The organism is Vreelandella sulfidaeris (assembly GCF_042429665.1).
Taxonomy (GTDB): domain Bacteria; phylum Pseudomonadota; class Gammaproteobacteria; order Pseudomonadales; family Halomonadaceae; genus Vreelandella.
The window spans coordinates 204,573-227,964 of sequence record NZ_JBHMAC010000016.1; the positions used below are offsets into that span (position 1 = coordinate 204,573).

Sequence of the window (23,392 nt, forward strand, 5' to 3'; positions counted from 1 at the left end):
TACTACTTACAATTGACTACTTACGATCTAGCGATACCCAACCTTATACGAAGGCTGAGTGATCAATCGTTAACCCTGGACCCATGGTAGTGGACAGCGTCATTTTTTTGAAGTAGATACCTTTAGAAGAGCTTGGCTTGAGACGCTTAAGGTCTGCTACCAGCGCTTCCAGGTTGCCATTAATAGAGGCAACGTCAAAATCCACTTTACCCAGTGTGGTGTGGATGATGCCGTTTTTGTCAGTACGGAAACGCACCTGACCTGCCTTGGCATTTTTAACCGCGGTCGCCACGTCAGGCGTTACGGTACCGACTTTCGGGTTAGGCATCAGGCCACGCGGACCCAGGATCTGACCCAGCTGGCCGACAACGCGCATGGCATCGGGAGAAGCGATAACGACGTCAAAATCCATCACGCCTTTTTTCACTTGCTCAGCCAAGTCGTCCATACCCACAATATCGGCGCCTGCTTCTTTAGCAGCGTCAGCATTGGCACCCTGGGTAAACACGGCTACGCGTACATCTTTACCAGTACCATTAGGCATGACGGTCGCGCCACGCACTACCTGGTCTGATTTACGCGGATCAACGCCCAGATTAATGGCAACGTCAACTGACTCTTTGAACTTCACAGTAGACAGCTCGGAGAGCAGCGCTACGGCTTCTTCAATTGAGTAAGCTTTGCGTGTATCTACTTTTTCGCGAATCAGCTTCGCGCGCTTAGATAATTTAGCCATGATCAGAGACCCTCCACGTTAAGGCCCATGCTGCGAGCGCTGCCCGCAATGGTGCGCACAGCAGCGTCGAGATCAGCAGCCGTTAAATCAGGCTCTTTAGTCTTGGCGATCTCTTCAAGCTGTTCGCGCGTCACAGTACCGACCTTCTTCTTGTTCGGCTCACCAGAACCTGACTTGATGCCCGCCGCTTTTTTCAGCAGTACGGCAGCCGGTGGCGTCTTGGTGACGAACGTGAAGCTACGGTCAGAGTAGACAGTGATCACGACAGGCGTTGGTAGACCGACTTCAATGTCTTGAGTCGCCGCATTGAACGCCTTACAGAATTCCATGATATTCACGCCGTGCTGACCCAGTGCGGGGCCGACCGGCGGACTTGGATTGGCTTTACCTGCAGCAACCTGCAGTTTGATATAAGCCTGTACTTTCTTGGCCATGGTAGTTACTCCATTTGGGTAATAGCGCCTTGCGGCTCCCCGGGACTAGCGAGACAGCCAATCGCTGCCTCTCACGAAAATATTACTTTCTCTAACTGCTACTCTTTTTCTACCTGCGAGAACTCAAGTTCAACAGGCGTTGAGCGCCCAAAGATCAGCACACTGACCTGCAGACGACTCTTCTCATAGTTAACTTCTTCGACAACACCGTTGAAATCGGCAAACGGGCCATCGACAACACGCACAGACTGACCCGGCTCAAACATGGTTTTGGGCCGCGGCTTATCGGTGCCATCTTTAACGCGAAGCAAAATAGCATCTGCTTCACGCGAGGTAATGGGTGCTGGCTTTTCTTTTGTACCGCCTATAAAGCCCATGACACGTGGCGTCTCGTTAACGAGGTGCCATGTCTCATCGACCATTTCCATCTCGACCAGTACATAGCCGGGATAGAACTTGCGCTCACTCTTGCGGCGCTTGCCGTCACGCATCTCGACGACTTCTTCTGTGGGCACCAGAATCTCGCCAAAGCGATCTTCCATGCCATACATTTTCACACGCTCTATCAATGAGCGCATGACATGCTTTTCAAACCCAGAATAAGCGTGAACGACGTACCAACGTTTGGACATGAAAACTCCTAACCAATGACGCCGGACATCGCCCAGCCAAGAAGAGTGTCGATCAACCACAGCATAAGCCCCACCACCAAAACCGCCACCAGCACAATAGCAGTGGTTTGAATGGTTTCGGCACGGGTCGGCCATACAACGCGCTGAATCTCTTTCTTGGCGCTTCTGGCAAGCTCCACTAAATCACGCCCTTTGGTTGTGGTCAGTGCGATCAATCCTGCCATCACACACAATACCACTACCCCCAGAACACGGTAGAGCAGGCCAATATCGGCGAAATAGACATTACCAACAATAGCAACGACAAGCAGCGCTACGACCGCCGCCCATTTGAGCCCGTCATGGCGCGACTGTTGCACCTCGGCGCCATGTTTTACAGAACCAGGCTTCATAAAAACGAGACTCCTCAGAGTGCGGCGAACGATAAAAGAAATTTGGAAAAAGACATACCAACCTGGGGAAGGCTGGCAGGCCAGGAGGGAATCGAACCCCCAACCTGCGGTTTTGGAGACCGCTGCTCTGCCAATTGAGCTACTGGCCTGTATCGTCGTACTGATTTTACATCGACTATCTTTGGACCGATTACTTACATCAATCTATAAGCATCTTACCAACGCTTATACTGTCGCCTACACAACAGCGGGCGCCATGGTAGCGGAGAAAACCGCTCCTGACAACCCCTTCTTTACGCCCAGGCACTCCAAACCCACCCAAGCGCAGAAACAAAAAAAGCGAGCTTAGCTCGCTTTATCTGCAATATGGAGCTCATGGACGGAATTGAACCGTCGACCTCACCCTTACCAAGGGTGTGCTCTACCCCTGAGCTACATGAGCCAAACACATCAACTGGAGCGGGCGGCGGGAATCGAACCCGCACCATCAGCTTGGAAGGCTGAGGTTCTACCATTGAACTACGCCCGCGGTACCTGACTTAGAATGACCATCCGCCACGCGCCGCCTGAAAACCTAATTACGTAGACAATGCCCGCTACCGGCTTTTCATTCCACAACATCGACCTTGATCAATGCTGCGTAAACTTGGTGGAGAGAGAAGGATTCGAACCTTCGAAGCTTTCGCGGCAGATTTACAGTCTGCTCCCTTTGGCCACTCGGGAATCTCTCCATCTTTGGCGGCACATTATGCCAGCCTCCAAAACGGTGTCAAGCTAGATATTTACTTAATTTATCGTAGCTTGCGATGCCTGCGCATCGACTGCCTGCTTTGGAACGCGCTGCATTCTGTCAAAGCAGCATAGAGAATGCAAGTCCTGCGCGAATCTTTTCTAGCGCCACCGGTTCTGGCACCCGCGGCGCACCCGACATTTTGCCCGCCCGTTCGGCGAAGGTCATGGGGAAGCATGCTTCCAAACCACCATAGACCATATCGGGCCAGACCGCGTGCGGCACCTGCACGCCCCGTGACACTACGCGCGCATCTCCCCCCGTCAGCAACATGGGCAGCGCCACGCTTTCTTGATCACATACTTCACTATAGATGCGATTAATGGCGCTAACAGCGGCCATATAGATACCGTGATTGACGGCATCGGCCGTGCGCTTACCCGGCTCAAACAGCACGTCAGCCTCGCTATCGGGGTCGATGGCCACATTGCGAGTTCCCAGCTTCAGGCTTTCCTTCATGAGACGCAGCCCAGGAATAATAAAGCCGCCAAGATGGCTACCGCCTGGCAACACGAAGTCGATGGTAATCGCGCTACCACAGTCTACCGCACAGCAACCACCCGCCAATTGATAGCCTGCAAGTGCGCCCATCCACCTGTCGACGCCTAAGCGTCCCGGCTCCTCATAGCCATTAATCACCCCTAGTGCCTCATGGGTCGAGTGCGCCACGTATACATGCTTGACGCGGCGACGTAACAAGGCGACGGTCTCTTCCAACACCGCCGCGCGGGCGACGCTTGAAATACGCACGGCCTCAACGACATCAAGGTCAGGAATATCCGCGCCTGGGCGCCACTCTTCGCGCGTCCATACCGCGCCGCGCGAACGTATCTCGCTACTCTCGGCATCCTTGAGCCGCCATTTGGACAGCGTGTTGCCGATATCAAGATCCAGAATCATAACCGCCTGCGCACGCTGATCTCACCGCCTGCTAGGCGTCGCGAGTGACCGTTTTCGGTAACCCATAGGTTACCACTCTCATCTACTTCCCCTGCGACGGCATCGCTGACTTGCTGCCCCTGAATGACGCATACGGGCAGTCCTTCATAGGCATGCCGCTCGTTCCACGCATCACGCCAGGCACTAAAGCCATCCCGCTCAAAGCTGGCAAGCATCTCCAGCAGCCCGGCGATCACCTCCGATGCCAACTGATTACGTGAGATATCGGGCAATCGTTCGAACAGCGCCGCAACAGGCTGGTCGATAGCTGCTCGCTGGGCGGGAGGTAGCCATAAATTCATTCCCATCCCGATAACTACTTCACAGGGGCCCGCCGCATCACCGGTGACTTCGATAAGAATACCGGCCAACTTGCCTAGGCTATCGTCCGGCCCATCACCCTGCTCGGACAGCAAGATATCATTAGGCCATTTAAGTTTGGGGGCCACACCGTGCTGTTCGAGCACTTGGGCCACCACCACCCCCACCGCCAGGCTCAGCCCTTCCAGCACGGCAATGCCAGATTCAAACCGCCAGCCTAACGACAGCATCAGGCTCTGTCCCCAGGGCGTTGTCCAAACGCGTCCGCGCCGCCCACGCCCTGCGGTTTGCAGCTCTACTAGACACACTTCACCATGCCCAGCGCCGTGCTCAAAGCGTTGGCGCAGATACTCATTGCTGGAAGCTAACTGATCCTCCACAAACAGGCGCGCCAAGTGATGGCGCGCCGAGGCGGGTAAGCGCGCGACAATGTTAGCCCCTTCCAGCGGTTCTAATGGTTGTGCCAGCCGGTAGCCACGCCCCTTAACGGCGACTAACTCAACGCCAAGCGCCTGCAATTTTTTTAACTGCTTCCACACCGCAGCACGAGAAATACCTAGCGTCTCACCCAGCTGTTCACCTGAGTGAACCTCGCCATCGCTTAATAAACGCATCAGATTGCCGATGGTCATGCTCCTGCCCCAATGGGAAAAGCGCCATTCTAGCGGATGGGAGGGTCACTCCGAAACTTTCCGAAGGACGACCAAGGTCGATAAACACGCCAGTAATATCAGCGAAGCCTTCGACATGATAGAATAAACGTTGGACGCAAGCCCTGAGCCAAGATGGTCGGCAATTGCCAGCCCTTGCGACCCGCATTTTCCGACCCGTGGACAAACGGGTGTTCACAAGAGTTCTCTCTCAGCATGCAAAACCAGCAAAACTCCAGCGCGGTTAATAACCTGCGCAACGTCGCGATCATTGCCCACGTTGACCATGGTAAAACCACACTGGTCGACAAACTCCTGAGCCAGTCCGGCACCCTTGACCGTAAAGCAGAAGGTCAAGAGCGCATCATGGACTCAAACGATCAGGAAAAAGAGCGTGGCATCACCATATTGGCCAAGAACACGGCCATTCAATGGCAGGACAGTAACGGTCATGGCTACCATATCAACATTGTGGATACGCCTGGACACGCCGACTTCGGTGGTGAAGTTGAGCGCGTCATGTCCATGGTCGACTCGGTATTATTGTTAGTCGATGCTGTCGACGGCCCGATGCCACAAACTCGCTTTGTTACCCAAAAAGCGTTCTCCCAGGGCCTTAAGCCGATCGTCGTCGTTAACAAGATCGACCGCCCCGGCGCACGCCCTGACTGGGTAATCGACCAGATTTTTGATTTGTTTGACAACCTGGGCGCGACCGACGAGCAGCTCGATTTCCCGATCATTTACTGTTCAGCGCTCAACGGCATTGCCGGTATGGACCCTGAAGCGCTTGCCGACAACATGGACCCGATGTTCCAGGCCATCGTTGATATCGTTGAGCCGCCGAAAGTCGAAATCGACGGTCCTTTCCAGATGCAGATTTCCGCACTGGACTACAACAGCTATGTCGGCGTTATCGGCCTAGGTCGCATCAAACGCGGTAGCGTCAAGCCTGGTCAGCAGATCAGCGTTATCACTAAAGAAGGCGATACGCGTAAGGGCAAGATCGGTCAGGTCATGACCCATATGGGTCTTGAGCGCGTACAAACCAACGAAGCCACGGCGGGCGACATCGTTTGTGTTACCGGTATCGACAACCTGGCGATCTCCGACACGCTTTGCGATGTCAACACGGTCGAGGCCCTACCGCCGCTGTCCGTTGATGAGCCGACCGTTTCGATGACGTTCCAGGTCAATGACTCACCGTTCGCTGGTAAAGACGGCAAGTACGTTACTAGCCGTAATATCAAGGACCGCCTGGAACAAGAATTGATTCACAACGTGGCACTACGCGTTGAAGAAGGCGAAACACCGGAGAAATTCAAGGTATCCGGTCGTGGTGAGCTTCACCTGTCGGTATTGATCGAAACCATGCGTCGCGAAGGTTTCGAGCTTGCGGTTGGCCGCCCGGAAGTCATCATCAAAGAGATCGATGGCGAAAAGCAGGAGCCCTACGAAGAAGTCATCATCGACTGTGAAGAGCAGCATCAGGGCTCTATCATGGAAGAGCTTGGCTACCGTAAAGGCGAAATGACCAACATGAACCCGGATGGTAAAGGCCGCGTTCGTTTAGACTTCATCATTCCTGCGCGCGGCTTGATCGGCTTCCGTGGTCAGTTCCTGACCCTGACCTCCGGCACCGGCATCCTGACCAGCCGTTTTGACCACTACGGCCCGCTGAAGCCCGATGCTTCCATCGAGCGTCGTAACGGCGTGCTGGTCTCTATGGTAGGCGGTAAGGCGCTGGCGTATGCCCTGTATGCGCTGCAAGAACGCGGCAAGCTGATCATTGATCACGCGACCGAAGTGTACGAAGGCATGCTGATCGGTATTAACAACCGTGCCAACGACATGGTGGTTAACCCGACCAAGGGCAAAAAGCTTGATAACATGCGCTCAACCGGTAACGATGAAAACATCGTGTTGACGCCACCGATCAAGTTCACCCTTGAACAGGCGATTGAATTCCTGGATTCCGATGAGCTGGTAGAAGTAACGCCGAGCCATATCCGCCTGCGCAAGAAGCACCTGACCGAAAACGAACGTAAGCGCGCTGGCAAGAAGTAACGCGCCCGTTAGTGGCTATCTAAAACCCGCGAAAGCGGGTTTTTTTATGCCTGATACTCGACGTTAGGGGCCATATTGCGCTGCCAAGCGCTCCCCTTAACGCAGCCTAAACGCTATGGCGCTGGAAAGATGCTGCGTTCTATCGCAAAGTAGCGATAGTTTCAGCGTGACCAAGGAATCTTTGCACCTTGCGGTTCATACGGTCGTTTGGATGTTCGTCAAGCCTGGCGCCCCACCATGAACGCTCTTGCCCATTCGCGCCTGACCATTCGCGCTTGCAACGCGAGAGGTTCAAGAGGCCCTTTTTTCTCGCTGTCGTGTCGTAGCCAGACCAATTATAACAGCGCTCAGACGACGACCTCGTCTTCTGCATGGCGCGGAGGCACCATGAATCCTCTTATTGAAGTACAGCATGTCCATAAAGCATTTGGCGGCTTGAAAGTAATTAACGACTGCTCCATCCAAGTGGAACAGGGCTCGATTACCGGCATGATCGGGCCTAATGGCGCGGGTAAGTCGACGCTGTTTAACCTGATCGCAGGAGCTTTGCCACCCGATAGCGGGCGTATTCTGCTTGATGGTGACGACATTACCGCGCTGAGCGCTGACCAGCGGTTTCATCGAGGGCTGCTGCGAACCTTTCAAATAGCCCATGAGTTCAGCCAGATGAGCGCCTTGGAAAATTTGATGATGGTGCCCCCAGAGCAAACCGGGGAAAGCCTGTTCAGTGCGTGGCTAACGCCTGGCAAAGTACGCCGTGAAGAGGCTGAGGTGCGCCGGCGTGCGCTGGAAGTGATCGACTTCGTGGGGCTTTACCATGTGCGTAACGAGTTGGCAGGTAACTTGTCGGGGGGACAGAAAAAGCTTCTGGAGCTAGGTCGGACGATGATGACCAATGCCAAGGTAGTACTGCTCGATGAGATTGCCGCCGGTGTGAACCGTACGTTGCTGGGTGATTTGATTGGCAATATCGAGCGTCTTAACCGGGAAATGGACTACACCTTTCTGGTCATCGAGCACGACATGGAGATGATCGCCCGCCTCTGCGACCCGGTCATCGTCATGGCCCAGGGTAGCGTGATGGTAGAAGGGCATATCAACGACATTCAGAATAATCCCGAGGTTATTGAAGCCTACTTTGGCACCGACGCTGCTTGAGCGTGATGCTTACTCGATCTGCTGTTAACTACCATGATGTCGCTATCAAGCGACCTTGCTGAGATATTTTTCCTATGCCTTTAATCGACGCTCGCGACGTGCACGGCGGCTATGGCGGCATGAATATCCTTAACGGGGTAAACATGACCCTGGAAGCCGATGAGGTCGGAGTTATCGTTGGCCCCAACGGGGCCGGTAAATCCACCATGCTAAAAGCGATCTTTGGCCTGCTGCATGTCAGCCAAGGCGAGATCCTGCTCCACGGTCAGCCCATCCATAACTTGCCGCCCAATAAGCTGGTACAGCGTGGTATGGGCTTCGTCCCCCAGGAGAAAAACGTTTTCCCGAGCCTGTCGGTGCAGGAAAACCTGGAGATGGGCGCGTTTTTAAAACCGCAAAACGTTAAACGCATGCTGACCCAAGTGTATGAATTTTTCCCCCCGCTGTACGAAAAGCGTCGCCAGCCTGCGGGCGAACTTTCCGGCGGGCAACGCCAGATGGTCGCCATGGGGCGTGCCTTAATGGCCGAGCCAAGCCTCTTGTTGCTCGATGAGCCCACCGCTGGGCTTTCACCGCTTTACATGAATGAAATCTTTGATCGCGTCAAGCAGATCAACGCCGCTGGCGTGGGCATTTTAATGGTCGAGCAGAACGCCAAACAGGCATTGGCAATCGCTGACAAGGGGTTCGTTCTCGCCGCGGGCCAGAACCGTTTTACCGATACAGGGGCTGCTCTACTTGCCGATCCTGATGTCGCCAAAAGCTTTTTGGGCGGCTAGCCCTGGGGAGAAACACGTGAACGAACTGGTCTTTTTTATCAACAACGTGGTGATCGCAGGCAGTGTCAGTGGCTCTATCTATGCCATTGGGGCGGTCGGCGTCACGTTGATCTTCAGCATTATGCGCTTTGCTCACTTTGCCCACGCCGACATGATGACGTTTGGCGCCTTTATGGTACTGCTGCTAACGACGCTTTTTCCGGCAGCAGGGGCAAGCCTTGGCGTGCCGACGGCGGTATTGATGCTGCCGCTTGCGATGCTACTCACCGCGGTCTTGGCGGTCTCCATCGACAAGGTCTTCTACAAGCCGCTACGTGCTCACGGGGTCAAGCCCATCGTGCTGGTGATTGGCTCTCTAGGGGTCACCTTGATTCTTCAGGGGCTGATTAGGCTGTTTTCGGGTACCGGTGGGCAAAGTCTTTATGTGGATGACCGCAAGGAAATTTTCCGCCTGGCACTGCCTTTCGAAGGTGTCCGCGTGCCAATTGTGATTACCGAGCCGCAACTCTATCTGTTCGTATTGACGCTGGTCGCGGTCGTCTCTCTGCATTTTTTCCTTAACCGCTCACGCTTGGGCAAAGCGATGCGAGCCATGTCGGACAACCCTGAATTGGCCCAAGCCTCGGGCATCAATACCAATACCATTGTCGCGGTGACTTGGGTCATTGCCGGCGCGTTAGCCGCCATTGCTGGCACGCTGCTCTCCCTGGATGTCACTTTCAAGCCCGACCTGAGCTTTTTCCTGCTGTTACCCATCTTTGCCGCCGCGATTGTCGGCGGCGTTGGCCATCCTTACGGCGCCATTGCCGGGGGCTTTGTGGTCGGCTTTGCCGAAACGCTGGCGGTGTTTAACTGGCGCGTGCTGCTGCGCCCCTTCCAAGACAGCCTGCCCTCCTGGCTAGAACTGCCCGCCAACCTTGCCTTCGTGGGTACCGAGTACAAAATCGTAGTGCCGTTTTTTATTCTGGTGGCCATTCTGGTGTGGCGGCCGACCGGACTCTTTAAAGGCAAGGTGATCTAATGAGCCATTCAACCAAAACGCGCAACGCTGCTGATATCCCCCAAGACGCCACGTCCACCCGCCGATTTCCGCTGCGTGAACTGGTGCTGTTTGGTGCGCTGATGGCAGCCATTTTGGCGGTTTATGCGCTCATGGGCGCCGCCTACAGCACGCGCATGCTTGTCGAAGCCGCCTGTTACGCCATTCTGGCCCTGGGGTTAACCATTCAGTGGGGTTATGCCGGCCAGTTCAATGCTGGGGTAATGGGCTTTGTCGCCTTGGGTGGCTTTTGCGCCATGCTGTTCAGCGTGCCGGTGAACGATGCGTTCTGGGGCACTGAGCTTCCCGGCGAGTTAGGCCGAGTGCTGCTCTACGGCGTTGCCGCCACCTTCCTGGTAGTGGGCGCGAGCCGACTTGACCGTTTAGGGGTACCGAGAAAGCTGCGCACCCTGATTGCCGTGGTGCTGGCGCTAGTGCTTTATCTGGTGGTGATCAGCCAACTCCGTGAAGTGACCAGTCAGATCCAGTCCCAGGCCGGGTTTATCGGCGGCTTTGGCCTGCCTGCCTGGGTAGGCTGGATAGTGGGTGGCGCGCTTGCCGGCGGCGTGGGCTACTTTATCGGCCATATCTGCCTGGGCCTGCGCAGCGACTACCTGGCGATCGCCACGCTTGGCATTGCCGAAATCATCAAGGCGTTTCTAAAGAATTCCGACTGGCTGACCCGCGGTACCGCCACGGTTTCTCCGCTACCCTGGCCCACCCCTGGCCCGGCTGAACTGGGGTTCACCCTTTCCCGTGCTATCTATCTTTCATTAACGGCAGTGATCATCGCGGTCATCTTCTTTTTGCTTCACCGCGCTTACCACGCCCCTTGGGGGCGGATGATCCGCGCGATTCGCGATAATGAAGTATCCGCGGCGGCCATGGGCAAGGACATCAACAAGCGACGCCTGGAAATCTTTGTGCTTGGCTGTATCTTGATGGGCGTGGGCGGCGGCATCCTGGGCACCTTTAACAGCCTGTTCGACCCGCAGGGCTATTTGCCCCTCAACCATACCTTCCTGGTACTGGTGATGGTGATTCTGGGGGGCCCAGGCAATAACCTCGGCACCATTTTTGGCGCCGTGGCGGTGTATCTTATCTGGATCATGTCGGAACCCCTGGCGCTGTTTTTAATGCAGCTTGCCGTGGCGTTTGGGGAAGGCACGTTCGGCTGGGACGCGCCGAGCAATATCGATAGCCGAGCGCTGCAGGCACGCGTACTGGTCATTGGCTTGCTGATTACCCTGGTGCTGCGCTTTGCACCCAAAGGGCTGCTCCCTGAACAGATCAAAAGCCACAGCTGATCATTCTTAAGTAGGGTCATAAAAAATGCCCGGCTGATATCAGCCGGGCATTATTGTATTTAGAGTCACTAGTCGGTCGGAATAACCCTATGCGGGAGCGCTGTAAACCCATCCATGGGCGCTACTTTCGCCATCTGACCGCCATGGATGGTGGAAATGCCGGAAAAGGAAGGAACACTTTCCGGCCCTGGCGAAAGACCCCCGCTACGGGTTGATTCTGCCCTTAGCTCAAGCTAACTGAACTAATAACATTGTTCTCTTAAAGATCAACCTGTCCTTTACTGGTAAAGGAGCCATCTTCGACGACCATTTCTACCACCACACCAGGTACATCGCCGTTATCATCAAATTCATGCGAGCCTGCCGCCCCTTCATAGTTGATCTCGGTACCGGCAGCAATCAGCTCGACCGCTTTCTCCCATTCGCCTGGCAAGATCACCTCACCAGGTGCGCTGGCAACACTGCGCAAGGCGTCTGATAGCCCTTCGCGCTCCGCGCTGCCATTTTGCTCAATCGCCAGCGCGATCAGGAAAGCGGCATCGTAGGCCTGCGCCGCAAATACCGCACTGGGATCAAGTTCCGCCGCTTCGGCGGCCTCAATAAATAGATCGGTGCCGGGTAGGTCAGGACTGCCGGGGCGGGTAGCGATCATGCCATTTAGGATGTCAGCACCGATAGCCTCGACGAGGCTGTCGCCAACCATACCGTCAGCGCCCACGTATTGGGTGAACATGCCGCTTTCATAGGCTTGACGCAGTACCGTTTGCCCGGAGGTATCGGCGTAGGCCAGCACCACCAGCGTCTCGGCACCACTCACCGATAGCGAGCCTAGCTCTGAGCGGTAGTCGGCGCGGTTATCTTCGTGGGCGAGATTGGCGCTCACTTCACCACCGCCAGCTTCAAACGCGGCGCTGAAGGCATCAGAAAGCCCTTGCCCGTAATCGTTATTAACGTAGGTAACCGCCACGACATCGATGCCTTTTTCGAGCAGCAGCTTGGCGAGCATTTCTCCCTGGAAGGCATCTGACGGCACGGTACGGAACACCAGATCGTTGTCATCCAGCTCAGAAACCGCCGGTGCGGTAGAGGCAGGAGACACCATCAGCACGCCACCGGGGATGGCCGCGTTATTCGCCGCGGCAATGGTGGCGCCGGTACACAGGGCGCCGACAATCGCGGTGACATTTTCAGAGTTGACCATGCGGTCGGCTGCGTTAGAGGCGGCCGAGGCATCCGAACAGGTGGTATCGCCAGACGGCATCACCAAGGTTTGGCCATCTAAGATGCCGCCCTGGGCATTGATTTGCTCAACGGCTAACTGGGCACCTGCAAAAATCGGCGGGGTCAAACTTTCTATCCCGCCGGTAAACCCACCCAAGAAGCCTACCTTAACCTCCGCCTGAGCCATTCCCGTCGTGGCTAGCGCTGCGGCTGTTATAGCGGTGACTAGTGTACGTTTATTGATCATGTTATTCGTCGCTCCCAGTGTGATAAGGATGATTGTTGTGATGATTGCTGTATGGTGCCGCAGCGCTCGATCACCGCGGTTGCTATTAATCTGGAGCGAGAAAGCTAAAAACACAAGCGTCGGTTTCTAACGCTGCTTTGTCTTATCGACTACAGCCAGCGTTCCAGCCCGAGCGTATGGCTTAACCAAGCGTTGAAATGGCGCCAGACACTACCCGGCTCAGTCGTTAACACCTGTTTTTCACCCTCGCGCTCCAAATGCCAGTTCAGCGCGCCCTCCGGCGTCAGGACGACGCGGTAACTCAGTGCAGGATCCTGCCCAAGTGTCACGAGCTCATTAAAGGCCTGCATCAGCGAGTCGCTGCGTAACAATACGCCGACTTCGGTATTCCAGTAGATGGAGCGTGGATCAGCATTGAACGAGCCGACAAACAGTTGATCATCAAAGCGTAGCGCCTTGATATGCAGTGCTGAAGCGGAGGCACCCGGCACCCCCATCTCGTTAGCCTCAGTGCCCGCTTCTTGTTCTGGGCGCATTTCGTAAAGAGCAACGCCGTGCGATAACAGCGTTTTACGCCAGGGGGCGTAAGCGCCATGCACCACGGCAGCATCCGTTGACTCCAGCGAATTAGTAATAATTTCAACGGTGACCCCTTGGTCGGCCAACTGCGTCAAGCGCTCGACACCTCGCTCAGTGGGCACGAAATAGGCTGAAATAATCACCAGGCGATGATCAAGCTGTGTGGCTTCAGTGAGTTCCCCGAGCAGCGTATCGGTCCAGTCCGGCGTACCGCGCTGGGCGACCTTGCCTGGATCATCCCATAGCGCCAGCCCTTCTCCCCAGTGCAGCGTCTCCCAAGGCGGCGCACTGCGCGGCTGGTGACGCAGTTCGGTAAAATAGTCCCAGTCGGCGTGTTCATCTAGCCACGATTCCAGCGCGCTTTTCAGCGTTTGCCAGGCTAGATCGTCTGTCTTGTGATAGCGCTCAATCGGCTGGGCGAGGCCATGATTCCAATACAGGTCGAAACTGCGCGACAGTGCCGGCACCAGCTCACCGATGGTGACGACATCTAAATCGGCAAAGTTGCGTGCGTCATTGGCATTAAAATATTCATCGCCCACATTACGCCCACCCAATATGGCGACGCTGTTGTCGGCGACCCATAGCTTATTGTGCATACGTCGATGCTGCTGAGCTGGGTTGACCACCGACGCTAATACGCGCGTTACGATGTGCCCACGCCCCACCGCTAACGGGTTATAGACGCGCACTTGGATACTCGGATGGCTCGCCAGCGCGGCTAGGCGCTCCCCCTGCCCCACGGCGCCAATATCATCGACCAGCAGCCGCACCCGGACGCCCTCTTCTGCGGCATTCAGCAACTGGGCCAGAAACAGCCGGGTGGTTTGGCCATCGCCCAGCAAGTAGGTTTGAATCGCCAGCTCGCGCTGAGCGTGGCGGATTAAGCCGACCCGGGCAGCAAACGCTTCTTTAGCGTCGGCGAGAAGCGCAAACCCATCAGGGTCAGCCTGCTCCGCGAGGGCCTGATGAGCCTGACTACCCAACCACGTGGCGCGCGCCTCTGGCAGCGCCAACATCGTCTGATGCTCACGCACGACCGCGTGGGTACACCCCAACAACAGAACGCACAACGTCATCAAGGCCAGCCATTGAGCCCCGCGATAGAGCTTAATCATCTTCATGATCATTGAGGCGCTCAGCTCGGCCCTTGCGGGCATGATTACGACGATAAAGACGCATCAGCGCAATCGTTAATGCCGTCGTCAACATGGCGGCCAGCACAACGCCCTGCCAAGGGCGAGCACCATCGCCCATCACCGTGCCGATGGTCATAATGAGTATTAAACCAATTGCTTGGGAGCCGATGGCTAACGCGCGCAGCCTATCGAAAGCAGGAGGGGGCATAACGTCTCCGTAATTGTCAGCTCGCATGGTAAAGTCTGCCAGTGTACCTGCTTCGTACCTGCTTCACGGAAAACTTAATTGAAAACTTAACTGGAAAACCATGAACGCCATTGCTCTCGGCCCGCTCCTCATTTCGTTACCGCGTCTTTATGCCGTTGGCTGTGCGCTACTGCTACTGCTCTGCGCGCGGTTGTTGCTCGGCCTCCCTCGGCGGGCTCAGCAGCGCTGGTTTCTCGGCCTGGTACTTATCTGGCTAGTGGGTGCGAGAGTGGGCCATGTCCTGCTCAACATGGAAAGCTATAGCGTTGCTCCCCTGGATGCCTTGAAAGTCTGGCAACCCGGCTACCACGGCCTATGGGGCATGATCGCAGGGTTAGCATGGACGCTCTGGGCGCTACGTACTCGGCTGTTGGCCATGGGCGGTGCCATGGCTCTGTTAGTGGCGACCTCCAGTCTCTGGCTGGTACTGGTTACCGTGTCTCCGCTGGGCAGTCACTTTGCGGTGGATACGCTGCCGGAGGTAACGCTGGAGGATGTGGAGGGCAATAAGATGGCGCTGTCGTCGCTCACCGACAGTGGCGATCTGATTATCGTCAACCTGTGGGCCACCTGGTGCCCGCCATGCCTGCGCGAAATGCCATTGCTCGAAGAGGCTGATCAGCGCGATGGTGTCAGTGTCGTGGTCGTCAACCAAGGCGAGGAACTGCTTCCCCTGGTGCGCTACCTGGCAGAACAGCAGCTTGAATTTCGCTATGCCCTGCGCGATCCCAGCCAACAGCTGCTGGCTCTTTTTGAAGCGCCGGGCCTGCCCACCAGCGTGCTATTTGATCGCCAAGGCAACACCCTGGATGTACACGTAGGCGAGCTTACCCGCGCCGATCTGGATCGCTGGTTACAAGATTGATGCCGATACACCTTAATCCCCCCGCTGCTTTGCGTTAGAATCCCCCGCCCTATTACCGCCGGTGCTCCCCTACCGTCGGTAGTCGACCCGTTTTTGCAGACTCCTCCGAGGCATCATGAGCGATTTTTCTCCCGGCCAACGCTGGATTAGCGACGGCGAAGCTGAGCTTGGACTCGGCACCGTGCTTAACTGCGACGCCCGTAGCGTTACCATTTTGTTCAGTGCCAGCCAGGAAACCCGTACCTACAATACCCGCCAGGCCCCGCTAACCCGTGTTTTGTTCGGCAGCGGCGACCGCGTGTTCTCCGCTGATGGCTGGCAGATGGTGGTCGATGACAGTAAAGAGCAGCATGGCCTGATTACCTATATCGGTGAAGATAGCGAAGGTAATCTGCGCGAGCTGCCAGAAGCCAAGCTCGCCGATACCATGCAGTTCGATCAGGCCCGTGACCGCCTGCTGACCGGCCAAGTGGATCGCAACGACTGGTTTGACTTGCGCTTTCGCACTCTGCATCACTACCAGCGGATTGAGCAGCACAGCGCATTGGGCTTTTCCGGGCCGCGCATCGATCTTATTCCTCATCAGCTCTACATTGCCAATGAAGTCGCCAACCGCCACGCGCCCCGCGTACTGCTGGCCGATGAAGTAGGCCTGGGCAAGACCATCGAAGCGGGCCTGATTCTACACCGCCTGCTGCTCAACGGCCGCGTTGAGCGTGCGCTGATTCTGGTCCCCGATAGCCTGACTCACCAGTGGCTGGTTGAGCTGCTGCGCCGCTTCTCGCTCAATGTATCGCTGTTGGATGAAACCCAGAGCCAGGCGTACGGTAGCGAAAACCCCTTTGAGAATGCCCAGTTAGTGCTGGCCAGCCAAGGCTGGCTGTTTGCCAACCCACAGCGCCAGGCACAAGCGCTCGATAGCCAATTCGATCTACTTATCGTCGACGAGGCCCATCACCTCGACTGGAGCGAAGAGGGCAGCGGCCCCGGCTATCGGTGCGTCGAACAGCTTGCGGCCGCGATCCCCGGTTTGCTGCTGCTTACCGCCACCCCGGAGCAGATGGGGATCAAGAGTCACTTTGCCCGGCTAAGACTACTCGACGGTGAGCGCTATCACGACCTGGAGCGCTTCAAGGCCGAAGAGAGCCACTACACCGAGGTGGCTCGCGCGATAGATGCGCTGAACGTCCTTCCCGGCGACGCCGAGGCCCGTGCTCACGTCTCTGCGGTGGCCGATGACCGCGACAGCCAAGCGCTGCTGGCCACGTTGTGTAACGCGGAAGCCAGCAAGGAGCAGCAGGACGCCGCCCGCGCCCAACTGAGCGAAGCGCTGCTTGACCGCCACGGCACCGGGCGTGTGATGTTTCGCAACAGTCGCCGTCATGTGGGAGGGTTCCCCGAGCGGCGCCTACACCTTGTGCCGCTGGCACTGCCATCGGCCTATCGCCGCGTCGTGCGCCGCTTAGAGCGTGACGACGACTACCTGGATGAGCTGTTGATCGAGACCGGCATGGATCACCCCGACGTGCTGATCTACCCCGATGCGGCCTACCGCGAACTCAGCAATGACCCGCTCAACGGCGAAGACTGGTGGCACATTGACCCCCGGGTCAACTGGCTGTTGGAGAAGCTGAGCGACGATAGCGAGAGTGGTTTCGCCAACGATAAGGTGTTGGTGATAGCTCACCATCGGGAAACTGCCGAAGGCCTTGCTGAAGGGCTGAGGGTGCTGGGTGGCTACCACGCGCCGGTATTCCACGAAGACCTCTCTTTGCTGGAGCGTGATCGTGCGGCGGCGGCCTTTGCCGATGAAGACGAGGGCGTACAGGTATTGGTATGTTCGGAAATCGGCTCAGAAGGGCGTAACTTTCAGTTCTGCCGCCATCTGGTCATGTTCGACCTGCCCCAGCACCCGGATCAGCTCGAACAACGCATCGGTCGCCTGGATCGCATCGGCCAGCGCCACGCCATTGAACTGCATATTCCCACCTTTGAAGGTAGCCCGGGTGAGCGCCTGCTGCGCTGGTACCACGAAGGCATGGACGCTTTCAGCGCACCCCATGGCGTTGGTAACGACCTGTTTGATGCCTTTGGCGACGCCCTGGCTGACGCGCTGCTGGATGACGAAGCGCTGGACGAAATCATCGTCGAAACCCGCGCCATGTTTAGCGCCAAACTGGCCGAACACGATGCGGGGCGCAACCGCCTGCTGGAGCTGAATGCCTGCCGCCCTGCTCAAGCCCAACAGGTGATCGACGCCGTTCGTGAGCTTGACGACGATCCTGCCTTACCGCGCTACCTTGAACGGGCGCTGGATATCTTCGGCGTGGATAGCCAGGAGATTGGCAGTGGGCTAATGCACCTGCAGCCCAGCCAACATATGCTGGATGGCTTGCCTGGCCTAGTGAAAGGTGAAGAGGGGTTTACTGCCACCTACAGCCGAGCCCAAGCGCTGGCCCGGGACGATGTTCAACGGCTCTCCTGGGAACATCCCTTAATTCGCGAAATGATGGGCCGCGTGCTGGATGGCACCATGGGTAATTCAGCGCTTGCCCTGCTGCGCCACGACGCGATTCCCGGCGGTCGACTGATGGCCGAGCTAGTGTTTCGTACTCACTGTCCGGCGCCCAAGAAGCTGCACCTCAATCGCTTCTTGCCACCCACTGCCGTGCGTCTGCTGCTGGACGAATCGGGAGCCAATCTCACCAGCAAAATCTCTTTCACCGGCCTGGGCAAAAATCTGCAAAAGGTCAACAAGTCGCTAGCCCGTGACTTGATCAAAAGCCGTCACGACCAGTTGCGTGAACTGCTAACTCAGGGTGAAGGCGAAGCCGAGCGTCAGCTGCCCAGTATTGTGGAAAATGCCGAAACGCGTATGCGCGCCCAGCTAGATAGCGAGATTGCCCGCTTGACCGCGCTGGCCGAGCACAACCCCGCAGTGCGCAGTGCTGAAATCGATGCGCTGAAAAACGAACGTCAGGCGCTCAGTACCGCCATTGAGAATACCCGTCTGCGGCTTGATTCAGTACGGGTAGTGATTACGGTCGATGCTGATCGTTAAGCGCTAAGCTAATGTTTCCTAAAGAATCGCCTTGAGCGCCTTGTCGAGCGTGGGGTACTGAAAGGTAAACCCGGCCTCTTCAAGGCGCGCAGGACGCATATCGGCGCCGGTCAGCAGCAGCCGCGACATTTCTCCCAAGCCCGCTTTCAAGACAAAGGCGGGTACCGGGAAAATAGCCGGACGATTGAGCTGTTTGGCCAGGGTTTTGGTAAAGGTGGCATTAGTGACCGGGTGCGGCGCGCTGGCATTGAAGGCGCCGCTCAATTTCTCCTGGTCAATTAAAAACACAATCGCCGCCACCAGGTCTTCTCGGTGAATCCACGGCATAAACTGCTCGCCGCTTCCAAACCGACCTCCTACTCCCATTTTGAACGGCGGCAGCATTTTCTGCAGGCTGCCCCCGCCCGCTTCCAGCACTAAGCCTATCCGCACAATCGCCAGCCTGACGCCCATGGCCTCAATCGGTTGAGCAGCAGCTTCCCATTGCTGACATAGACGATGAGCAAACTCCTCATTGGGTGGCGTTTCTTCGGTGACGACACGCTTACCCTGATCGCCGTAATACCCCATCGCAGAGCCCGACACCATAACGCCAGGCAACGGCTGGCCATTGGCCTTGAGTTGCTCACAAAGCGCGACGAGCTGTTGGGTAGCCCCTACACGCGAGTCTATCAACGTCGCTTTCTGCTCATCGCTCCACCGTTTGCCTGCAATAGACTCACCGGCCAGGTTGACCAACGCATCAGGCGGGGACTCCACAAACGCCTGAGCGCTATCGCGTATATCGCAGCCACTTGGCAAGCGATCTCGAACGTGGTGCGGGCGTCGGGAGACCACTTGCACCTCATGCCCTTGCTCTATTAGTTGCTGGCAAAGCCGCTGGCCAACAAACCCACTGCCTCCTGTCACTAATACGCGCATCGTGCTGCTCCTGTTGGTGCCATCGGTTGTTGATGCCATCGGTGGATGCCGCTTTGGTTAGCTCATCACCACACAATGACGGTGCGATGTCACTCGCTTATCGTCAATTAAATTGTACGGTATTTATACATAACTGCTACAGTATAGGTCTTTTCTACACCCGCTAACTATTCATATAAAATTCAGAGATATTATGGTCACACCGCTCTTGCCACTGACTGCCCGTCACACTGTCGCGATCATCGGGGCAGGTATCTCAGCGCTTGCCTGCGCGCAAGTACTGGCAAGCAGTGGCGCTAGCATTACGCTGTTTGATAAAGCTCGCGGCCCGGGCGGGCGCATGTCAAGCAAACGCAGGTTTGATACAAAGCTTGATTTAGGCGCCCAAACGTTTAGCGTGCGCAGCACCGAGTTTCAATCCGCTGTAGATGCCTGGCTCGATAACGGCTGCGTCGCTACTTGGCCTACACGCACTTATCAGGCTAGTTCAACGGGGTGGCAAACGCTTAATGATGGGCAAACGCGCTACACCGGGGCGCCCAGCATGAGTGCCCTCACCCGCTATCTGGCTGATTCACTAACGACCCTACCTCACGTCGAACTGTATGCGCAGACACTGATCGCATCACTTAAGCGCGTACATAATGGTTGGCAACTGATTGACTCTCGCGGCACTTGCTATGGGCCTTACGATCACGTCGTGATTAGCGCGCCAGCGCCACAGGCTTATTCATTAGTAGCCGAATGGGATCAGACATTGGCATCGGCATGCCAAACGAGGGAGCAGCGTGCCTGTTGGGCAGGATGGGCGATATTTGACCGCCCTCTGCCGCGTCTTACCGATGTCGATCCAGACTGGCAGATGGCAAGAGTTACCCACCCAGCGCTAAGACTGGTATCGCGTAATCAGACCAAACCAGGGCGCGACACTCCGCAAGAAAGTCTAAGTTTACTGGCTCAGCTAGACTGGAGCGAAGCGCATTTAGAAGACGCAGCCGATCTGATCGCAGAGCAGCTAGTCGCTGCATTGAGAAGCATTTTCCCCACGACGGTAACGCTACCTACCCCGATCGATGTAGGCGCGCATCGTTGGCGCTATGCACAGCCAGCCTCCCCTGGTGAGCAAATATACTTATACAACGCAAACGGCTTAGCCTTGTGCGGTGACAGTTATCTCACCGGTCGTGTTGAAGATGCTTGGTTATCTGGTCATCGATTGGGAGAAGCACTCATTAATAGGCCATTATAATTGTTATACTATTTTACTAAGTAAGAAGAGTTCTTATAAAGGTTGTACCAAATAGCGACAAGTTGTACAAATGAGCATACAGTATTGTGCTAATGTTTAGCTCTTTATCAGGCATTTTACATGGAACACGTATCACCTTCGCCACGTCGGACATTGATAGGCCCCTGCAGCATGGCGCTGCAGTTAACCAAGAGGTATTGGCGCCCATGAGCCATAAGGCGACCCACCCACCCGATACACCGCTCTATCCGATACGCGAAGTATCGCGCTTGACGGGCGTGAACTCGGTGACTCTTCGCGCGTGGGAGCGACGCTACGGGCTGATCCGTCCGCAGCGCACCCCAAAAGGTCATCGCCTTTACGCCCAGGACGATATCACCCGCATTGAACGCATTTTGCAGTGGCTTAATCGCGGCGTGCCGGTCAGTCAAGTCGCCGACTTGCTTGACCAGCCAGAAACGATTGAAGTTCCCGCGCAAGAGGCCGGCAATTGGGCCAGCCAGCGTCAGCAACTGCAGGCCATTATCGAAGCATTGGACTTGCCCAAGCTTGAGGCGTTTTACCACCAGAGTCTGGCGCTATATCCGCTAAGCATTGCCATCAACGAGCTGTGGCAGCCGGTTATTTTAAGCCTGGAAGCGAAATGGGCCACTCAGCCGGATCAGCTAATACGCCGCACCTTGGAAGCATTTTTACGTAGCCAGGTAGGCATTCGCCTGCATTATGCCAACCAAACCACCCGTGGCCCGTTGATTTTGCTAAACGCCATGCCCGATGATCCTGGCCCGCTTTGGGTACTAATGTCGGCGTTGATGGCTAGTGAGCAGGGCTACCGGGTACAGATGCTTGACCACTCACTGCCACTGGAGGATCTCCCTCAGGCAGTAGCGCGTCTCCATTCATCCATGGTGCTGCTGTCTAGCGGTCAACGTGAGAGCGACGGCTACATTCATCAGGCGCTGCCTAATGCAGCCGAAACGCTCAATGTGCCCATTGGCGTGTGTGGCGAAGTGGCTCGGCTGCGCGAAGCGGATCTGCGCGACGGCCCTGTACATATGCTGGGCGATGACCTGCCCCAGGCGATTGCTCGCTTGCGCCCTCTACTTCGCGAGTCTGGCGTACTGTAACCAGCGCGCACACCGACTGGCCGTTCGCCTTCGCAGCGACCGGCCATTTTTTTGCTAACGCCGCGCCGGAGTTCCTATGAAACGACAGTTGATTTGGCTGCGCAGCGATCTGCGTATTGACGATAACAGTGCCCTTGCCGCTGCCGCGGCCAAGGGGCCTGTCATCGCCGTGTTTCTGCGCAGCATTCCCCAATGGCAACGCCATGGCCACGGCGCTAACAAGCTGGATTTTTGGGGCCGTGGCGTGGCTGCCGTTCAAACAGCGCTCAACGGTTTAAATATCCCGCTGCTTCATCGCGATATAGAGCACTATGATCAAGCGCCTGAAGTCCTGCTTGAGATCGCTCGCGAACATGATATTGACCAGTTGCACTTTAACGCGGAGTACGCCCTCAATGAGCGTCTTCGTGACCAGGCCGTACAGGAAGCTTTTCAACAGGCCGGTATAGGCGCCCATGGTTACCATGATGCGGTAGCATTTGCGCCGGGTAGCCTGCTAACCGGAAAAGGTGACTACTACGGTGTTTTTACCCCGTTTGCAAAAGCGTGGCACAAGCAGGTTAGTGCCGATCAATTGGCGCTGCGCGATACACCTGCGGTGCAAGCGGCCTTGAATATTGCAAACGACCCACTACCCGCGCTGCCACCGCTGACGACTCCCCCTATTGATGGGCGTAGTTGGCCCGCCGGAGAAGAGGCTGCGGCGGATAACTTAGCGCGCTTTCTGCGCTTTCGTGCCCGTCACTACCATGCTCAGCGCGACTTGCCGAATGTGCGCGGCACCAGTGAATTGTCCGCCTACTTAGCCTTAGGCATGATCTCTCATCGTCAGTGCTTACAGGCGGCAATGGCCGAGAACGGCGGCCACCTGGGCGATGGCGATATCGGCCTGACGACCTGGGTCAATGAATTGGTCTGGCGCGAGTTTTATCAGCATGTGGCGGTGGGTTTTCCCGAGGTGTGCCGCTACCAGCCTTTTCAGAAGCATACCCAGCAGTTGCCGTGGCGCGATGATGACGAGGCCTTTAACGCCTGGTGCGAGGGTCGTACAGGCTACCCGCTTGTCGATGCCGCCATGCGCCAGTTAGTCACCACCGGCTGGATGCACAATCGACTACGCATGGTCACGGCCATGTTCCTCAGCAAACATTTGCTGATCGACTGGCGCCGTGGCGAAGCCTTTTTTATGTACCATCTGGTCGACGGTGAATTCTGCGCCAATAATGGGGGCTGGCAGTGGGCCGCATCAACGGGAACCGATGCCGCCCCTTATTTCCGAATTTTCAATCCCACCACCCAGTCGACTCGCTTCGATTCGGGTGGCGAGTTTATCGCTCACTGGCTTCCTGAGCTGGCACACCTGCCCGCCAAAGCGCGCCATGCTCCACCTCAAGATCTACTGGCGGAAGTCGATTACCCCGCTCCCATCGTCGACCACAAAGCGGCACGCCAGCGCGCTCTGGACGCGTTTAAATCGCTGTCTAAATAGTCA

General features: G+C 56.4%; 20 protein-coding genes and 4 tRNA genes. 10 read left to right on the plus strand and 14 right to left on the minus strand.

The annotated features are described in order from the left end of the window. Positions 1–43: 43 nt before the first annotated feature. From rplA to ACFFLD_RS19595, 10 genes are all read right to left on the minus strand, one after another. A complete protein-coding gene (rplA, locus tag ACFFLD_RS19550) occupies positions 44–736 on the minus strand; it encodes a 50S ribosomal protein L1 (RefSeq protein ID WP_386043232.1) in 693 nt (230 codons plus the stop codon). Positions 737–738: 2 nt separating this feature from the next. After that, positions 739–1,170: a 50S ribosomal protein L11 gene (gene rplK / locus ACFFLD_RS19555; protein ID WP_386043234.1), complete on the minus strand. Its 432-nt coding sequence runs from the start codon at positions 1,168–1,170 to the stop codon at positions 739–741. Between the two features lie 98 nt (positions 1,171–1,268). Next, positions 1,269–1,802, minus strand: a complete 534-nt coding sequence (gene nusG, locus ACFFLD_RS19560) for a transcription termination/antitermination protein NusG (protein ID WP_386043236.1) — start codon at positions 1,800–1,802, stop codon at positions 1,269–1,271. A gap of 8 nt (positions 1,803–1,810) precedes the next feature. Next, a complete protein-coding gene (gene secE, locus ACFFLD_RS19565; protein ID WP_386043238.1) occupies positions 1,811–2,194 on the minus strand; it encodes a preprotein translocase subunit SecE in 384 nt (127 codons plus the stop codon). Between the two features lie 73 nt (positions 2,195–2,267). Beyond that, positions 2,268–2,343, minus strand: a tRNA-Trp gene (locus tag ACFFLD_RS19570). Positions 2,344–2,561: 218 nt separating this feature from the next. After that, a tRNA-Thr gene (locus ACFFLD_RS19575) sits at positions 2,562–2,636 on the minus strand. Positions 2,637–2,649: 13 nt separating this feature from the next. Next, positions 2,650–2,723, minus strand: a tRNA-Gly gene (locus tag ACFFLD_RS19580). A gap of 118 nt (positions 2,724–2,841) precedes the next feature. Next, a tRNA-Tyr gene (locus tag ACFFLD_RS19585) sits at positions 2,842–2,925 on the minus strand. A 119-nt stretch (positions 2,926–3,044) separates the two neighbouring features. Then, positions 3,045–3,884 carry a type III pantothenate kinase gene (locus ACFFLD_RS19590; RefSeq protein ID WP_386043240.1) on the minus strand — a complete coding sequence of 280 codons (840 nt, stop codon included), beginning with the start codon at positions 3,882–3,884 and terminating at the stop codon, positions 3,045–3,047. Further along, positions 3,881–4,876, minus strand: coding sequence for a biotin--[acetyl-CoA-carboxylase] ligase (locus ACFFLD_RS19595; RefSeq protein ID WP_386043242.1), 996 nt, complete (start codon positions 4,874–4,876; stop codon positions 3,881–3,883). The genes ACFFLD_RS19590 and ACFFLD_RS19595 overlap by 4 nt, the downstream gene beginning before the upstream one ends. Positions 4,877–5,110: 234 nt before the next feature. On the opposite strand from ACFFLD_RS19595, the gene typA reads away from it, so the two are divergent. The 5 genes from typA to ACFFLD_RS19620 all read left to right on the plus strand — a co-directional run bounded on the left by typA (position 5,111) and on the right by ACFFLD_RS19620 (position 11,244). Continuing rightward, entirely contained in the window at positions 5,111–6,961 is a 1,851-nt protein-coding gene (typA, locus tag ACFFLD_RS19600; RefSeq protein WP_386043244.1) for a translational GTPase TypA, read from the plus strand. Between the two features lie 387 nt (positions 6,962–7,348). Continuing rightward, positions 7,349–8,119, plus strand: coding sequence for an ABC transporter ATP-binding protein (locus tag ACFFLD_RS19605; protein ID WP_386043246.1), 771 nt, complete (start codon positions 7,349–7,351; stop codon positions 8,117–8,119). A gap of 74 nt (positions 8,120–8,193) precedes the next feature. After that, positions 8,194–8,898 (plus strand): ABC transporter ATP-binding protein, encoded by a 705-nt coding sequence (locus ACFFLD_RS19610; protein ID WP_386043248.1) that lies wholly within the window; start codon positions 8,194–8,196, stop codon positions 8,896–8,898. 16 nt (positions 8,899–8,914) lie between these two features. Beyond that, positions 8,915–9,919: a branched-chain amino acid ABC transporter permease gene (locus ACFFLD_RS19615; protein WP_386043250.1), complete on the plus strand. Its 1,005-nt coding sequence runs from the start codon at positions 8,915–8,917 to the stop codon at positions 9,917–9,919. Continuing rightward, a complete protein-coding gene (locus ACFFLD_RS19620; protein WP_386043252.1) occupies positions 9,919–11,244 on the plus strand; it encodes a branched-chain amino acid ABC transporter permease in 1,326 nt (441 codons plus the stop codon). The genes ACFFLD_RS19615 and ACFFLD_RS19620 overlap by 1 nt, the downstream gene beginning before the upstream one ends. A 259-nt stretch (positions 11,245–11,503) precedes the next feature. Here the strand turns inward: ACFFLD_RS19620 and ACFFLD_RS19625 are convergent, their stop codons facing one another. From ACFFLD_RS19625 to ACFFLD_RS19635, 3 genes are all read right to left on the minus strand, one after another. Then, positions 11,504–12,712, minus strand: a complete 1,209-nt coding sequence (locus tag ACFFLD_RS19625; protein ID WP_386043254.1) for an ABC transporter substrate-binding protein — start codon at positions 12,710–12,712, stop codon at positions 11,504–11,506. Positions 12,713–12,861: 149 nt separating this feature from the next. After that, positions 12,862–14,409: a phospholipase D family protein gene (locus ACFFLD_RS19630; protein ID WP_386043256.1), complete on the minus strand. Its 1,548-nt coding sequence runs from the start codon at positions 14,407–14,409 to the stop codon at positions 12,862–12,864. Continuing rightward, on the minus strand, positions 14,402–14,638 hold the full coding sequence (locus tag ACFFLD_RS19635) for a hypothetical protein (RefSeq protein WP_386043258.1): 237 nt from the start codon (positions 14,636–14,638) through the stop codon (positions 14,402–14,404). Before ACFFLD_RS19635 ends, ACFFLD_RS19630 begins: the two co-directional genes overlap by 8 nt. Before the next feature lie 100 nt (positions 14,639–14,738). Here ACFFLD_RS19635 and ACFFLD_RS19640 point away from each other — a divergent pair, with 100 nt between their 5' ends. Together ACFFLD_RS19640 and rapA are read left to right on the plus strand one after the other, a co-directional pair. After that, positions 14,739–15,542 carry a redoxin family protein gene (locus ACFFLD_RS19640; protein WP_386043260.1) on the plus strand — a complete coding sequence of 268 codons (804 nt, stop codon included), beginning with the start codon at positions 14,739–14,741 and terminating at the stop codon, positions 15,540–15,542. Between the two features lie 115 nt (positions 15,543–15,657). Next, on the plus strand, positions 15,658–18,603 hold the full coding sequence (gene rapA / locus ACFFLD_RS19645) for an RNA polymerase-associated protein RapA (protein WP_386043262.1): 2,946 nt from the start codon (positions 15,658–15,660) through the stop codon (positions 18,601–18,603). An 18-nt stretch (positions 18,604–18,621) separates the two neighbouring features. On the opposite strand, the gene ACFFLD_RS19650 is transcribed toward rapA, so the two are convergent. Next, entirely contained in the window at positions 18,622–19,524 is a 903-nt protein-coding gene (locus ACFFLD_RS19650) for a TIGR01777 family oxidoreductase (protein WP_386043264.1), read from the minus strand. A 193-nt stretch (positions 19,525–19,717) separates the two neighbouring features. On the opposite strand from ACFFLD_RS19650, the gene ACFFLD_RS19655 reads away from it, so the two are divergent. The 3 genes from ACFFLD_RS19655 (at position 19,718) to phrB (ending at position 23,389) form a co-directional block, all read left to right on the plus strand. Continuing rightward, positions 19,718–20,773, plus strand: a complete 1,056-nt coding sequence (locus ACFFLD_RS19655) for an NAD(P)/FAD-dependent oxidoreductase (RefSeq protein WP_386043266.1) — start codon at positions 19,718–19,720, stop codon at positions 20,771–20,773. A 206-nt stretch (positions 20,774–20,979) separates the two neighbouring features. Further along, positions 20,980–21,900, plus strand: coding sequence for a MerR family transcriptional regulator (locus ACFFLD_RS19660; RefSeq protein ID WP_386043268.1), 921 nt, complete (start codon positions 20,980–20,982; stop codon positions 21,898–21,900). Between the two features lie 76 nt (positions 21,901–21,976). Then, on the plus strand, positions 21,977–23,389 hold the full coding sequence (gene phrB, locus ACFFLD_RS19665; protein ID WP_386043270.1) for a deoxyribodipyrimidine photo-lyase: 1,413 nt from the start codon (positions 21,977–21,979) through the stop codon (positions 23,387–23,389). The last annotated feature ends 3 nt before the right edge of the window (positions 23,390–23,392 follow it).

Excerpts from the sequence above, each read along its gene's own strand:
- ACFFLD_RS19655 (WP_386043266.1), top strand. The coding sequence starts at position 19,718 with ATGGTCACACCGCTCTTGCCACTGACTGCCCGTCACACTGTCGCGATC.
- ACFFLD_RS19625 (WP_386043254.1), bottom strand. The coding sequence starts at position 12,712 with ATGATCAATAAACGTACACTAGTCACCGCTATAACAGCCGCAGCGCTA.
- ACFFLD_RS19650 (WP_386043264.1), bottom strand. The coding sequence starts at position 19,524 with ATGCGCGTATTAGTGACAGGAGGCAGTGGGTTTGTTGGCCAGCGGCTT.
- ACFFLD_RS19620 (WP_386043252.1), top strand. The coding sequence starts at position 9,919 with ATGAGCCATTCAACCAAAACGCGCAACGCTGCTGATATCCCCCAAGAC.
- ACFFLD_RS19635 (WP_386043258.1), bottom strand. The coding sequence starts at position 14,638 with ATGCCCCCTCCTGCTTTCGATAGGCTGCGCGCGTTAGCCATCGGCTCC.
- ACFFLD_RS19590 (WP_386043240.1), bottom strand. The coding sequence starts at position 3,884 with ATGATTCTGGATCTTGATATCGGCAACACGCTGTCCAAATGGCGGCTC.
- ACFFLD_RS19660 (WP_386043268.1), top strand. The coding sequence starts at position 20,980 with ATGAGCCATAAGGCGACCCACCCACCCGATACACCGCTCTATCCGATA.
- ACFFLD_RS19595 (WP_386043242.1), bottom strand. The coding sequence starts at position 4,876 with ATGACCATCGGCAATCTGATGCGTTTATTAAGCGATGGCGAGGTTCAC.
- ACFFLD_RS19610 (WP_386043248.1), top strand. The coding sequence starts at position 8,194 with ATGCCTTTAATCGACGCTCGCGACGTGCACGGCGGCTATGGCGGCATG.
- ACFFLD_RS19605 (WP_386043246.1), top strand. The coding sequence starts at position 7,349 with ATGAATCCTCTTATTGAAGTACAGCATGTCCATAAAGCATTTGGCGGC.
- rplK (WP_386043234.1), bottom strand. The coding sequence starts at position 1,170 with ATGGCCAAGAAAGTACAGGCTTATATCAAACTGCAGGTTGCTGCAGGT.
- phrB (WP_386043270.1), top strand. The coding sequence starts at position 21,977 with ATGAAACGACAGTTGATTTGGCTGCGCAGCGATCTGCGTATTGACGAT.
- nusG (WP_386043236.1), bottom strand. The coding sequence starts at position 1,802 with ATGTCCAAACGTTGGTACGTCGTTCACGCTTATTCTGGGTTTGAAAAG.
- rplA (WP_386043232.1), bottom strand. The coding sequence starts at position 736 with ATGGCTAAATTATCTAAGCGCGCGAAGCTGATTCGCGAAAAAGTAGAT.
- typA (WP_386043244.1), top strand. The coding sequence starts at position 5,111 with ATGCAAAACCAGCAAAACTCCAGCGCGGTTAATAACCTGCGCAACGTC.
- secE (WP_386043238.1), bottom strand. The coding sequence starts at position 2,194 with ATGAAGCCTGGTTCTGTAAAACATGGCGCCGAGGTGCAACAGTCGCGC.
- ACFFLD_RS19640 (WP_386043260.1), top strand. The coding sequence starts at position 14,739 with ATGAACGCCATTGCTCTCGGCCCGCTCCTCATTTCGTTACCGCGTCTT.
- ACFFLD_RS19630 (WP_386043256.1), bottom strand. The coding sequence starts at position 14,409 with ATGATTAAGCTCTATCGCGGGGCTCAATGGCTGGCCTTGATGACGTTG.
- rapA (WP_386043262.1), top strand. The coding sequence starts at position 15,658 with ATGAGCGATTTTTCTCCCGGCCAACGCTGGATTAGCGACGGCGAAGCT.